Below are 13,152 nucleotides of genomic sequence, written 5' to 3'. Positions count from 1 at the left end.
AGGGACCGGGGGAGGGGCGGTGTGCACCATGCTGCCCAACGCGGTGGTGCCGGCGAGCCCTGTCGGCAGACCTCGCCATCAAGTCCTCGCCATCAAGTCCTCGCCATCAAGTCCTCGCCATCAGGTCCTCGTCAGGCGCCGAGGTGCGTGCGGAGCCACTGTCCCATCCGTCCGATCGCCTCGTTCACCTCGGGCACGCGGCCCGCGCCCAGGACGAACGAGTGCTGCCCCTCGGGAACCCCGTGGGTCTCGGAGGTGACCTTGAAGTCGGCGAGCCGGCGCCCGAGTTCGGCACCGTCGTCGGCGAGGGTCTCGTACTCGCCGTAGTAGACGAGCGTGGGCGGCAGGCCGGTCAGGTCGGCGTTGGCGATGCTGACCCGGGGGTCGGCGGGATCGATGGCGGGGTCCTGCACCCAGGCGCCGCGGAAGAGCTCGAGGGTGGCGCGGCTGAGCATCCTGTCGTTCGCCTCGTTGGCGTCCACGGACTTGTTCCGGAGGGTGAGGTCGGTCCAGGGCGAGACACTGACGATCGCACCGGGGGTGGGCTCGCCCTTGGCCAGGAGACGCAGCGGCAGCAGGACCGCGAGCGTGCCGCCGATGGAGTGGCCGGTGCTGCCGATGTTCCGGGGCTCGTAGCCCTGGGAGAGCAGCCACCGGTACGCCGTCTCGACGTCGTCGAGCTGTGCCGGGTAGGGGTGCTCCGGCGCCAGGCGGAAGTCCACGACCAGGGAACGCACTCCGGCGGCCTTGGCTATGTGGCCGGCGGCCTTGCGGTCGGAGTGCATCGAGGCGGCGACCGATCCGCCGAAGTGGAGGTGCAGCAGCGCCTTGTCGGGGGCGGCGCCCTCGGGGATGGCCCACAGAGCGGGTACGCCGTCCGCGTCGACCTCGGCGTAGGTCACGCCTTCCGGTTCGGTCGACGCCTTGTGGTTCGAGTCGACGATGTCGCGGACGATGCCGAGTTCGAGGCCCGGCGTCGCGGACTTCGCGCTCACGCCGGCGAGGAACTCCGCGAACTCGTGTGCTTCCTTGCTGACGCCCATGGTGGCGCTCCTTCTCAGGTGGGTGCCTCGACGGGGTGGCCGCGCGACAGCCGGATCGATGTGCCGGCTGGCGACGCTACCTTCTGAGTATTAGAAAGTAAACCCAGAGTTCGCGGCGGCGTGGCCACATTGAACTGAGTTTACTTTTCTATACTCAGACCGTAGTGTCTTCGTGTGCGGACGGCTCGACGGCGAGATCCATACCGCCCATCACCTCGACCGCTGAGAAAACCACCGACAAGATCACGCAGAAGGCTGGCCGACATGAAGGCATTCGTCGTCGAGAAGTACGGCAAGGACGGCGTGTCCGCCGCCGACGTACCCGAGCCCACCGTCGGGGACCGCGACGTCCTGGTACGGGTGAGCGCCACGAGCATCAACCCGCTGGACAAGATGGTCCGCAACGGGGAGTTCAAGCAGCTCCTGAAGTACAAGCGCCCGTTCGTGCTCGGCCACGACGTGGCCGGCGTCGTCACCCGAGTCGGCTCCGCCGTAGGCGACTTCAAGGTCGGCGACGAGGTGTACGCACGGCCGCGCGACCTGCGGATCGGCGGCTTCGCCGAGTTCATCGCGATCGACCAGGACGACGTCGCGCCCAAGCCGGAATCGCTCACCCTGGAGGAGGCGGCCGCGGTGCCGCTGGTGGCCCTGGCCGCCTGGCAGATCCTCGTCGACCGCGCGCAGGTGAAGCCGGGCCAGAAGGTACTCGTCCACGCCGGTGCCGGCGGCCTCGGGTCGACGGTCATCCAGCTCGCCAAGCACCTCGGAGCCACCGTGGCGACCACCACGGACACCCGGACCGAGGAGCTGGTGAAGAGCCTCGGCGCCGACGTCGTCGTCGACTACACCAAGGAGGACTTCTCCAAGGTGCTGTCCGGCTACGACTTCGTACTGGACTCGCTCGGCGGTGCCAACCTCCAGAAGTCGCTGACCGTGCTCAAGCCCGGCGGCCTCGCCATCGGTGTCGCCGGTCCGCCGGACGCCGGATTCGCGAAGCAGCTCGGTGCCCCGTCGTTCCTGGGCGCGGCCATGAACATGCTCAGCCGCAAGGTCCGTAAGCAGGCCAAGGCACTCGGTGTGCGCTACCAGTTCTTCTTCATGCAGGCCAACGGTTCCCAGCTGCGCGAACTCGGCGCCCTGTACGACGGCGGACAGCTCCGTCCGGTCATCGACCAGGTCTTCCCGTTCGACCAGACGCCGGCCGCGATGGCGCACGTCGAGCAGGGCCGCACCAAGGCCGGCAAGGTCGTGGTGTCGATGGTGACCGACAGCGACTGACGTTGCAGGGCGGGCCGGAAAGCCGTCGCTGCCGCTCGGTCGAGCAGTGTCACGTCGGTCAGCCCGCCCGGCATCTCATATCCACTCACCGACCGTTGCCGCGCTTGCATGGCGCGCACCGGACCAACCCTCCAAGAGGGTTGGCTTTCTGTAGGGGAGACGGACCCATGAGCCAGCCGCCGGTGACGACGGGGGTCACACAGGTCGACGGAGTCCGTCTGCACTACCTCCGAGCGGGATCCGGGCCCCTGCTGGTCCTCCTGCACGGCTGGCCGCAGACCTCCGACTGCTGGCGGCCGGTACTGGGCGAACTCGCCGCCGACTTCACCGTCGTGGCCCCCGACCTGCGCGGGTACGGTCTGAGCGACAAGCCCACCACCGGGTACGACAAGCGGCGGATGGCCGCCGACATGGCCGGCCTCGTCGAGGCGCTCGGCTTCGAACGTGCCGCGGTGGTCGGTCACGACCGCGGCGCCCGTGTGGGACACCGCTGGGCGCTGGACCGCCCGGAGCAGGTGGAACGACTGGCCGTGCTCGACATCGTGCCCACGCGGGAAATGTTCCGCCGGCTGGACGCCTCGCTCGCCTCCGGGTACTGGCACTGGCTGTTCCAGATGCAGCCCGATCTGCCCGAGCGCCTCGTGGGGCGCGACATCCGTGGCTATCTCGAGTTCTTCTTCGAGCGCTGGACCTACAACCGCCACGGCCTCACACCGGAAGCGGTCGACGCCTACGTCCGCGCCTTCTCCCGGCCGGGCGCCCTGCGCGCGAGCTTCGACGACTACCGCGCCATGGAACAGGACGTGGCCCTCGACGACGTCGACGCCGCCGAGGGCCGCCGTCTCACCATGCCTGTGCTGGCCTTGTGGGGCTCCCAGGGACTCCCGTCCCGTCTGCCGACGCTGGCGATCTGGCGGGACTACGCGGATGACGTCACCGGTGCCGAGATCCCGGAGTGCGGCCACTTCATTCCCGAGGAGCGCCCGGAGGAGCTGCTGGCGCATCTGCGCGGCTTCCTGGACTACGGGACCAAACGGTGACACCCACCGCCACCCAACCTGTGGAAGGGCCGGGTGGCAACGGCCCTCACCGCTGCCACCCGACCCGGTCGGCGCGGCCCTGATCACGAGCCGGCAGCGGCCGCCGCATGGGCCGCCCGCAAGGACGCCTTGTCGATCTTGCCGACCGCGTTCTTCGCGATCGCGTCCACCACGACGAACGAGGTCGGTCGCTTGTAGCCGGTGAGGCTGCGGGCGCAGCGGGCGCCGAGAGCCGTCGGGTCGACGGTCAGGCCCGGTCGTGGCTGGACGTAGGCGACGACGACCTCGCCCCATTTCTCGTCGGGTACGCCGATCACGGCGGCCTCCTGGACCGACGGATCGCCCACGAGGACGTCCTCGATCTCCTTGGGGTAGATGTTCTCGCCGCCTCGGATGATCATGTCCTTCGAGCGTCCGACCAGGACCAGATATCCCTCGGCGTCGAGGTGGCCCACATCGCCCGTGTGCAACCAGCCGTCGACGACGACTCGGGCCGTTTCGTCCGGCCGGCCCAGATAGCCCCGCATGACGTTGGCGCCCCGGATGAGGACCTCACCGTCCGTGCCGGGGGGTACGTCGTTGCCGTCGGCGTCGACGATCCGGATCTCCTGGCCGGGGAAGGGGCGCCCGACGGTCCCGGCACGTCGAGGGCCCGTGACCGGGTTGATGGTGGAGCCGCAGGTCCCCTCGGACAGCCCGTACCCCTCGACGAGCGGAAACCCGTACCGCGCCTCGAACCGGGTCAGCAGTTCGGCGGAGGCGGGCGCCGCCCCGCAGACGGCGTACCGCAGGGACGAGGTGTCGGGTCGAACGTCGTCCGGGAGCGCCGCGAGCATGCTGTAGATCGTGGGAACGGCGCTGAAGAAGGTAGGGCGTTCCTGCTCGACGAGGTCGAAGAAGCTGCGGGGATCGAACCGGCCCGCGATGACGACACTGGCGCCGGCGAGAAGCGGCGTCAGGATGCTGACCACGATCCCGTTGACGTGGAAGAGCGGCAGGATGAGCAGACAGCGGTCGCTCGGCCCGAGCTCGAGCGCCTGGCGCCCCATCTCCACCATGGCGTCGATGTTGGCGTGGTCGAGCATCACGCCCTTCGGGACGCCGGTCGTGCCGCTGGTGTAGATGAGCAGGGCCAGCGCGGACGAGTCCAGATGTGCGGCCTGGTCCGGCAGGGTCGCCTCTTCGTGCAGGTGGCCGACGGCGAGCGTGGCGACACCCTTCACGACGATGGCGGGCCCGTCCTCCACCACGAGCAGTCGTGCTCCGGAGTCCTTGAGCTGTCGAACGACCTCGACGTCGGTCATGCCGGGGTTGACCGGTGTGACGGTGGCGCCGAGCCGCCAGGCGCCGAACAGCAGGAGCACGAACTCGACGCGGTTCGTCAGCTTGAGGGCCACGACATCACCGGGACCGATCCCGAGGCCCCGCAGTTGGTGGGCCGCCGCCCGAACGCGGTGCAGCAGCTGGGTGTTGGTGAGCGACTGGCGCCCGTCCGAGACCGCGAGTCCGTGCGGATCGAGATCGGCCCGGCGGTCGGGCAGAGAAGCGAATTTCATGGCGAGCGTACCTGTCTCGGTGTGATGCGGTCCGGTCACGGAGTCGACGCGGCGGGCGCCGGAGCCAACTGGCGGGTGAGGAACTCGATCTGGTCGCGAACCAGAGTCTCGAAGGTCTCGCCGGTGTAGAAGTCGAAGTGGCCGGCGTCGTACCTCTTGATCTCCCCCTGGGGCGCGGTGGCCGCGTAGCGCAGGGTCTGGGCGGGAGGCGTGACGGAGTCGGTGTCGCTGACGCAGAAGAGGATCGGGATGGCGACCTTCTTCGCCGCACGTCCGGGCCGGTAGGCGGCGATGGTGGGGATGACGCGCGCCGCCACCTCGTTGCGGAACGTCTTTCCGGGCGGCAGGAGGGCTTCGTAGCCGGGCAGCGCGTCCGGGGCGTTCATGAGAGCCGGTGAACCGGGAGGGCCTGCGATGGGAACCATCGCGGGCGCCTTGCCGCGCACCCTGGACGCCAGGTCCCGGGCCAGCACGGGGGTGATCCTGAGGGAGGCGAGGGGGCCGAGCGCGAGCGCGGAGGCGAGGCCGTCGGTGAAGGGGCACTGGGCCACGGCCGCGCGCAGTTCGGGATGGCGTGAGGCGACGGTGATGGCGTGGCCGCCGCCGAAGGAGCTGCCCCACACCGCGACACGGTCGGCGTCGACCTGCCGGCGCGACTTGGCGTAGGCGATAGCCGAGTCCCAGTCGGTGAGTTGGCGCTTGATCGACAGGAGCTGACGAGGGCGGCCGCCGCTGTCTCCGAAGTGCCGGTAGGTGAAGGCCAGGGAGGCGATGCCGGCCTGGGCGAAGCGTTCGGCGAAGGCGTCCAGGCGCATCTCACGCGTGGCGCCGAGGCCGTGCCCGAGGACGACGACGGGCGGGGAGACGACGCCCTTCGGCAGATAGAGCCATCCGGCACATCTGCTGTCGCCTGAGGGGAAGGTGACGTCGTGACGGGTGAAGGACTGGGAGGTGGTCATCGCCGGCTCACCGTCCGTTCTTCGAGTGGAGCCCGGGCACGCTGCCCGAGGTGAGGGCTTCCGCGTACGTGTCCGGCCGGTAGAGCGGCAGCTCGCCGGTGGCCTCGGTCGTCGCGATGTAGTCGAGCATGAGTCTCTGGCCGTCCTTGGACATGACCCTCGCGAAGAACTCGGCGCGCTCGACATGCAGCCCTTCCGGCAAGCCCAGCGAGCCGCCGAAGTACACGGACCGCTTGGCGGCTTCGACGGACCCCTTGGAGCGTGCGCCGAAACGCTCGGCGAGCGCGGTCGCCCTCGCGACCACCTCGCCCTGCGGCACGACCTCGTCGACGGCTCCGTTGGCGAGCGCCTCTTCGGGCGTGAACGGCTTGCCTTCCAGGATGGCCACCAGTGACTTGTGGGTGCCGATCAGGCGGGTCAGCCGCTGTGTGCCGCCGCCGCCAGGAATGATGCCGAGGAGGATCTCCGGCTGGCCGATGAAGTAGTCACCGTCGGTCATGACCCGCAGATCGCACGCCCAGGCGAACTCCGCGCCGAGACCGAGCGCCGAACCGTTGAGGGCGCCGACGAAGACGACTCCGCTGGCGTTCATCCGGAGGAACGTCGCGTGCAGACGGTCGAGCTGGGCGGCTCCCCGCATCGGGGTCCTGTCCAGCACCGGGGCCAGCGCGCGTGTCCGCCTGGCCAGGTGAGCCACCACGGAGGCGCGGCGCCGTCCGACCGTGGGGCTGGCGGCACCCTCTTCCTGCAGCCACCGGACCGAGGCGTGGCTGACGAACCGCTCGGGATGGGCTCCGGTGAAGACGACGGCACGGACGTTCGGGTCGCGGTCGACCCGCCTCACCAGCTTGTCCAGCTGGTTGGCGATGTCGAGGCCGAAGACGCCGTGCGGCCCGCCGTCGACGGTGACGATCAGGACCGATCCACGGTCCTCGATCTTGAGGTGGCCCTTGTCTTTGTATGGCATGGATTCTGCTCCCGGGTGAGTTCGTCCCGTGCTGAGTTCATGGGAGTGGAAAGTGCGTGGGGGACAGCCGAGGATGTGTGGGGCGGCGATGAGGATGCGCGCTTTCGCCTGATACGGCGTGTCACTCGTGCTGTGTATCCTTGCCCTGACGAGTTATATAACCAAGTTATTTGAACTGTGGCAACCATCACTCATGCGAGGGTTCGCGTGAGCTGTGGAGTCAGGAGGAGTGAGAAACGTGGCAGGACGGGCGAGGCTCGACGACGCGCCGGAGCGGTTGGTGCAGGCCACCATCGGCCTGCTGGCCGAGCAGGGACCCTCGGCCATCAAGGCGCGCTCGGTGGCAACGGCGAGCGGACTGTCGACGATGGTGGTCTACAGCCACTTCGGCGGCATCCCCGAACTGATGCGAGCCGTCGCCGACCACGGGTTCACCGAGCTGGGCAAGGCGTTCGCCCAGGTGCCCGTGACGGAGGACCCGATCGCGGATCTCTTCGCCCTGGCGCTGACCTGCCGCCGGGTGGCCCGCGAGAACCCTCACCTGTACGACCTGATGTTCGGCCTGTCCACGCGCGCGACGTATCGGCCCCTGTCCGACACCGACCTTCGCTTCAGCGGGCATTCGCCGGCCTTCCGATCCGCCCACGCCCATGTCGTCGCCGCGTGCGAACGGCTTGTGGGCTCGGGTCGAGTGCTGCAACAAGATCCCGAAGCGGTGGCCGCCCAGTTGTGGAGCGTGGTCCACGGCTACATCACCCTTGAGTTGGCTGAGCACTTCGTCGAGTTCGACGATGCGGTGGCGCAGGTGATGCGGCCGATGGGAGTGAACTTCTCCGTCGGGCTGGGCGACGATCGAGCCCGGGCCGAAGCCTCGCACGAGACCGGAGCACGCCTCTACGACTCGATCGTTCAAGGCAGTTGAGCGTGCGGACCGGTTGAGCGCTGCTCCCTGCGCCGTCAGGACGACCTTCGCCTGGCGGCGGGGGCGTCGGAGCCGGGCGTGACCTGGTTGTTCCTGCCCAGCGCCGCGACTTCGCGTTCGAGAGAGGGCACCGCCCGGGCTGCGAAGCGCCTCGCCCAGGGCCACGCCAACGGCGAGTTCAGCGCTCCCTTCGCCCAGTTGGCCACGGCGACCGCGCGCGGAACGTATACGCGGCTGCGGCGCCGCGCGAGCCCGTCGACGATCGCGGCGGCCGCCCGGTCGGCGCTGGTGGTGACGTTGCCCGGATAGGGCAGTCGGTTGCGCAGGCTCTGGAATGACGGGAGGTCCGACTCGGCGCCCCGGACGAGGTCCGTGTCGATCCATGACGGGTGGACGACGCCTACCGTGATCCCGAGGTGCGCCACCTCCTGGCGGTAGGTCAGGGCCAGCAGTTCGGCCGCGGCCTTGCTCGCGCCGTACGAGGCCATCGCGGCCAGCGGCATGAAGGACAGCGCGGAGGCCACGACCAGCACGTGTCCTCGGCTGCGCTCCAGATGCGGGGTCGCGTACTTGAGGGTGCGGAAGACGCCGTTCAGATTGATGTCCAGCACCCGCTCGAACGATGCCTCGTCCGTCTGGCGCACCGTCCCGTACGCCACGACGCCGGCGTTGGCGACGACGAGATCGACCCCGCCCATGATCTTCGCGGCGTCGTCGATCGCCGACCGCAGGGCGGTGGCATCGCGCACGTCGGCCTCACGCCAGTAGGCGGTCGGGCCCAGATCGCGGGCGAGCTCGCGCAAGCGGTCGGGTTCCAGTCCGATCAGGGTCACCCGAGCGCCTCGAGCGGAGGCCAGGCGCGCCACCTTCTCGCCGATGCCGCGCGCCGCTCCGGTCACCACCAGGTTCTTGCCTCGCAAGTCATGTTTCATGGCGGCAAGATAACTTCGTTATTGATAGAGCACAAGCGTGTTGCCAACATGAGTCATCCGTCCCGCACCTGCTGGGTCTCATGACTGGACGAACCTATGCTGGCTGTCATGAGGCGGACATCCTTTGCGCAGTGGCCCTGCTCGATCGCCCGGACCATGGATCTGCTCGGGGACTGGTGGACGCCGCTGGTCCTGCGCGAGGCCTTCTACGGGATCCGGCGGTTCGACGACTTCCAGGCGGCACTGGGGATCGCCCGCAACACGCTGACCGACCGGCTGAAGAGGCTGGTGGGGGAGGGGTTGCTGGAGAAGCGGCCCTACCAGACGGAGCCGGTTCGGTACGACTACGTGCTCACCGAGAAGGGGCGCGACTTCTACGGCGTACTGCTGGTGATGAACCGCTGGGGGGACCGCTGGCTGGCCGGGGAGGCGGGGCCGCCGGTGGAGATGCGTCACGAGGTGTGCGGCCGGACGAGCCATGCCGAAGTGGTGTGCGCGGAGTGCGGTGAGCCGATGACCGCGGAGAACACCCGCCCTCGGATGGGCCCGGGCTATCCGCCGCACCTGGCCGAGCGGCCGGACGTACGGGAGCGCTTCGCCGACTGACCTCGGGACTCCGTGTGGGGCCGTCCTGCGCCCTTGACAGGTGAGTCTATCTACGCAACTTTACTGCTCAGTGCCTCAAGCGAGAGGTGCCGGTAGGTCGAGGAGGCTGCGGATCCATGGAGTGGACGGGCGCGCGCTACGCGGACAAGCCGACGGTCGAGGTCCACACCTGGATCGAAGCCCCACCGGAGCAGGTGTGGGCCCTGGTGTCCGACATCGAGCTGATGCCACACATGAGCTCCGAACTTCAGTCGGTGGAGTGGCTGGACGGCAGCAGCGGTCCTGCCGTGGGGGCCCGGTTCATCGGCCGGAGCAGGCACGAGGCGTTCGGGGAGTGGGCCACCACGTCCCACATCGTCGAGTACGAGCCGTCGAAGGCGCTCGCCTGGGCGGTGGAGGACCCGCAACACCCCACGGCCATCTGGCGGTTCACCCTGGAAGCGCACGACGGAGGCACGGTGCTGAGGCAATGGATGCAGATGGGTCCGGCCCGCTCGGGCCTCTCCTTCGCCATCGACAGCATGCCGGAGAAGGAGCAGAAGATCGTCTTCGTGCGTATGCGGGAGTTCGAGGCCAACATGACCGTCACCCTCGGCGAGGTCAAGAAGCTGGCCGAGAAGGCCCGGACCTCGGGTGAGGCGAGCCTCTGATGCGCACGTCCACCACGATCGAAGCCTCCGGGGGCGACTGGCGGGAGCTCGTCGACTACGTCACCGAGGCGGAGAAGCTCGGTCTGGACATCTGCTGGGTGGCGGAGGCGTGGGGCTCCGAGGCGCCCGCGCCGCTGGGCTATCTCGCCGCGAGGACCGAGCGCATGCTGCTCGGCTCGGGCATCATCCAGCTCGGCACCCGCACGCCCATGGCCATCGCCCGCGCCGCGATCACGCTGTCGCAGCTCTCCGAGGGGCGCTTCCTCCTCGGACTGGGCCCGTCCGGGCCGCAGGTGATCGAGGGGCTGCACGGTGTGCCCTTCGACCGGCCGCTGTCCCGGATGCGCGAGACGGTCGAGATCGTGCGGCAGGCCGCCTCCGGCGACAAGATCTCCTACTCCGGACGGGAGTTCCGGATCCCGCTGCCGGGCGAGGCGAAGCCCATGCGTCTGTCGATGCGCGCCGAGTACGACATCCCCGTCTACCTGGCCACTCTCTCACCGAAGATGCTGCACCTGACCGGCGAGATCGCCGACGGTTGGCTGGGCACCAGCTTCGTACCCGAGGGCGCCAAGGAGGCGTACTTCGACCACCTGGACCAGGGTCTGGCCGCCGCGGGCCGCACCCGCTCCGACCTCGACATCTGCCAGGGCGCCGAAGTCGCCTTCGCCGATGACGAGGACGCGCTGCGCGCGATGGTGGCCGGGCGCAAGAAGGAACTCGCCTTCAGCCTCGGCGGTATGGGCTCCGCGACCACGAACTTCTACAACAACGCCTACAGCCGCCAGGGTTGGGCCGATGTCGCGGCCGCAGTCCGGGCACTTTGGCAGGCCGGGGACCGGGACGGGGCGGTCGGCCTGGTCACCGACGAGATGGTGCTGGCGACCACCCTGATCGGAACCGAGGACATGGTCCGCGAGCGACTGCGTGTGTGGCGCGACGCCGGCGTCGACACCGTCCGCTTCTATCCCGCCGGCGAGAACCTCGACGCCCGCCTCACGACCCTCGGCCGGGCCATCGACATCGTTCGCGACCTCGACCTCGACTTTGCTCGCGACACCGACCCTGTTGGCGGCACCGACCTTGTCGGCGACACCCATGGTGTTCGCGACATCGAGGACGAGACGGCGCGGTAGCGACCCGTCCGGGCAGCCTGCCCACGGCCGTTCAGGAGGTTCGGGTCCGCGTCAACCACGTGCACGGTCCGGGCAGCCTGCCCAAAGCCGTCCACGAGGTTCCGGTCCCCGTCAACCACGTGCACTGGTGTCGTCGGCCGCGAGGCCGGACATCAGCAGGGTGATCGACTGGAAGGTCCTGGTCAGGGCGTCCTCGCGATCCCGTGCCGCCGCGATGATCTGGTTGCCTTCGCACAGGCCGGCCAGCAGCAGGCGGGCGACGGTGTCGACGGGAACCTCCGGCCGCAGGTCACCGCGTTCCGCCAGGGCGGTCAGCAGCCGCTCGATCGGCGGCTGGGCGATGGTGTCGTTGACCTCCCGGTACCGCCCCGCCAGAACGGAAGGTGCCTGGGCCATCAGTTCGCGGTGCAGCGGGTCGTCGATCGTGCGCCGGAGAAAGGCGTGCGTGAGGTTCGCCACCGCGGTCGTCGCCGGCTCCTCCGGCGTGGCACGGATCGCCTCGGCCGTCGCGTCGGCCAGACCTGCCACCTGCTGAAGCAGCTCCGTGTAGAGCTCGGCGAACATCGCCTTCTTGTCCGGGAAGTGGTGGTAGAAGGTGCCCTTGCTCACCGCCGCCGCCCCGGTGATGGCCTCCACCGACGTGCCCGCGAATCCGTCGTCGACGAACAGCTTGCGCGCGGCCGCCACCAGATCCGCCCGCGTTTGCTCTGCGTACAACTGTCGTCGGTTTGGCCCTCTCATGTGCACCATCGTATATTTGATGACCCGGAGTCAGTGAATGACTCGGAGTCGGCGAGTGGTCGTCATGACAGTGCCCTCCGGAAGGCAGGCGGAGCCGTGGAAAAGCGCAGGATCGTATTGCTGGGCGCGACCGGGTACACCGGGCAGAGAGTGCTCCGGGAGTTGCTGGCAAGGGGTGAGAAGCCGACCTTGGTCGGGCGGAACCGCACCAGAATGCTCGTCCTGGCGGACCGCTTCGAAGCGGAGCTGCCGGTGGCCGAGGTGGACGTGACGTCGTCGGCCGACCTCGCGCGGCTCCTGGAACCGACTGACGTGGTCCTCTCCACGGTCGGGCCGTTCATGCAGCTCGGCATGGCCACGGTCACGGCGGCGGCACGGGCGGGGGCGCACTACTTCGACTCGACGGGGGAGGGCACCTTCGCGCTCCACGTCCTCCGTGAGCTGGACTCCGTCGCCGCCGCCCGAGGCGCAACCGTGGTGCCCGCGTTCGGCTACGACTACGTGCCGGGCAATCTCGCCGGCGCGCTCGTTCTGGAGAAGGCGGGTGAGCGGGCCCGACGTGTCGAGATCGGCTATTTCGTCACTCGTTCGGGCCACGGGGACGAGCTGCTCTACCGGAGCACCCTGCGGGACGCCTTCACCCTGACCACGGGCGCCACGCGGCAGACCCTGGTCGGCGCGGCGGCAGAGGACGGATTCGCCTACCGCCCCCCACGCCCCGGGGCCCCGTCGCGCCTGGTCGCAGAGCGCGCGGCCAAGCGCGTCCGCACATTCCGCTACGCAGGAGTCAGCCGTGCCGCCATGACCGTTCCGGGCTCGGAACATCTCGGGCTGCCGGAGGTCTTTCCCCGACTGGAGAGCGTCGAGGTGGGCCTCGGGTGGCTCGGACGGTGGACGCGTCCGGTACAGATCGTCGCCGCCCTCCAGGCGCCCCTGCTGAGGTCGCCGAAGGTGCGCGCCGCAGTGACGCGGCTGTCCCAGCGGCTCCCGGGATCTCGGCGGGAGCCGGACCGTGACGGCCGTTCCCTGGTGATCGCCGTCGCCCGTGACGCCGCCGGTCGGCCGCTCGCCAGAACGGCCCTCACCGGCCCGGACCCGTACGAGATGACGGGATCGCTCCTGGCCTGGGCTGCCGTCCAGGCGGCGGCGCCGGAAGCGGTCCTCAAGCCCGGCGTGCACGGCCCGGTCGCGGCCTTCGGGCTCGCCGGCCTCAGGCTCGCGGCCACCGCGGCCGGAGTGCACGAAGCCGACGAAAGCCCCACCCGCGGCCGATGACTGCTGAGCGGGCATAGATCACGGAGCCAGGGCGCTGAAGTGGACGC

13 protein-coding genes are annotated in these 13,152 nt (G+C 69.4%); 7 read left to right on the top strand and 6 right to left on the bottom strand.

Annotation, left to right across the window (positions count from 1 at the left end; translation table 11 throughout):
- Positions 1-131: 131 nt before the first annotated feature.
- Positions 132-1,043, bottom strand: coding sequence for an alpha/beta hydrolase fold domain-containing protein (locus tag ABKA17_RS38085; protein ID WP_353696953.1), 912 nt, complete (start codon positions 1,041-1,043; stop codon positions 132-134).
- A 264-nt stretch (positions 1,044-1,307) separates the two neighbouring features.
- Here ABKA17_RS38085 and ABKA17_RS38080 point away from each other — a divergent pair, with 264 nt between their 5' ends.
- Positions 1,308-2,321, top strand: a complete 1,014-nt coding sequence (locus ABKA17_RS38080) for an NADP-dependent oxidoreductase (protein WP_353696952.1) — start codon at positions 1,308-1,310, stop codon at positions 2,319-2,321.
- 167 nt (positions 2,322-2,488) lie between these two features.
- Positions 2,489-3,361, top strand: coding sequence for an alpha/beta fold hydrolase (locus ABKA17_RS38075; protein WP_353696951.1), 873 nt, complete (start codon positions 2,489-2,491; stop codon positions 3,359-3,361).
- Between the two features lie 83 nt (positions 3,362-3,444).
- On the opposite strand, the gene ABKA17_RS38070 is transcribed toward ABKA17_RS38075, so the two are convergent.
- The 3 genes from ABKA17_RS38070 to ABKA17_RS38060 are packed head-to-tail and all read right to left on the bottom strand — an operon-like array spanning position 3,445 to position 6,843.
- Positions 3,445-4,917, bottom strand: a complete 1,473-nt coding sequence (locus tag ABKA17_RS38070) for a class I adenylate-forming enzyme family protein (protein WP_353696950.1) — start codon at positions 4,915-4,917, stop codon at positions 3,445-3,447.
- 35 nt (positions 4,918-4,952) lie between these two features.
- On the bottom strand, positions 4,953-5,876 hold the full coding sequence (locus tag ABKA17_RS38065) for an alpha/beta hydrolase (RefSeq protein WP_353696949.1): 924 nt from the start codon (positions 5,874-5,876) through the stop codon (positions 4,953-4,955).
- A gap of 7 nt (positions 5,877-5,883) precedes the next feature.
- Entirely contained in the window at positions 5,884-6,843 is a 960-nt protein-coding gene (locus ABKA17_RS38060; RefSeq protein WP_353696948.1) for an enoyl-CoA hydratase/isomerase family protein, read from the bottom strand.
- 280 nt (positions 6,844-7,123) lie between these two features.
- On the opposite strand from ABKA17_RS38060, the gene ABKA17_RS38055 reads away from it, so the two are divergent.
- Positions 7,124-7,765 (top strand): TetR/AcrR family transcriptional regulator, encoded by a 642-nt coding sequence (locus ABKA17_RS38055; RefSeq protein ID WP_353696947.1) that lies wholly within the window; start codon positions 7,124-7,126, stop codon positions 7,763-7,765.
- A gap of 35 nt (positions 7,766-7,800) precedes the next feature.
- Here ABKA17_RS38055 and ABKA17_RS38050 read toward each other — a convergent pair whose 3' ends face one another.
- Positions 7,801-8,697: an SDR family oxidoreductase gene (locus tag ABKA17_RS38050; RefSeq protein WP_353696946.1), complete on the bottom strand. Its 897-nt coding sequence runs from the start codon at positions 8,695-8,697 to the stop codon at positions 7,801-7,803.
- 108 nt (positions 8,698-8,805) lie between these two features.
- Between ABKA17_RS38050 and ABKA17_RS38045 the strand changes: the two genes are divergently transcribed.
- From ABKA17_RS38045 to ABKA17_RS38035, 3 genes are all read left to right on the top strand, one after another.
- Entirely contained in the window at positions 8,806-9,303 is a 498-nt protein-coding gene (locus ABKA17_RS38045) for a winged helix-turn-helix transcriptional regulator (protein ID WP_353696945.1), read from the top strand.
- A 116-nt stretch (positions 9,304-9,419) separates the two neighbouring features.
- Complete coding sequence (locus tag ABKA17_RS38040; RefSeq protein ID WP_353696944.1) at positions 9,420-9,953, top strand: SRPBCC family protein; 534 nt, start codon at positions 9,420-9,422, stop codon at positions 9,951-9,953.
- Positions 9,953-11,089 carry an LLM class flavin-dependent oxidoreductase gene (locus tag ABKA17_RS38035; protein ID WP_353696943.1) on the top strand — a complete coding sequence of 379 codons (1,137 nt, stop codon included), beginning with the start codon at positions 9,953-9,955 and terminating at the stop codon, positions 11,087-11,089. Before ABKA17_RS38040 ends, ABKA17_RS38035 begins: the two co-directional genes overlap by 1 nt.
- Positions 11,090-11,200: 111 nt before the next feature.
- Here the strand turns inward: ABKA17_RS38035 and ABKA17_RS38030 are convergent, their stop codons facing one another.
- A complete protein-coding gene (locus ABKA17_RS38030) occupies positions 11,201-11,806 on the bottom strand; it encodes a TetR/AcrR family transcriptional regulator (RefSeq protein WP_353696942.1) in 606 nt (201 codons plus the stop codon).
- A gap of 24 nt (positions 11,807-11,830) precedes the next feature.
- Between ABKA17_RS38030 and ABKA17_RS38025 the strand changes: the two genes are divergently transcribed.
- Positions 11,831-13,105, top strand: a complete 1,275-nt coding sequence (locus tag ABKA17_RS38025; protein ID WP_353696941.1) for a saccharopine dehydrogenase NADP-binding domain-containing protein — start codon at positions 11,831-11,833, stop codon at positions 13,103-13,105.
- Positions 13,106-13,152: the final 47 nt, after the last annotated feature.

Origin of the sequence: Streptomyces sp. RG80 (assembly GCF_040446465.1) — a bacterium.
Classification (GTDB): Bacteria; Actinomycetota; Actinomycetes; order Streptomycetales; family Streptomycetaceae; genus Streptomyces.
This window is presented reverse-complemented; position numbering and strand designations above follow the sequence as displayed.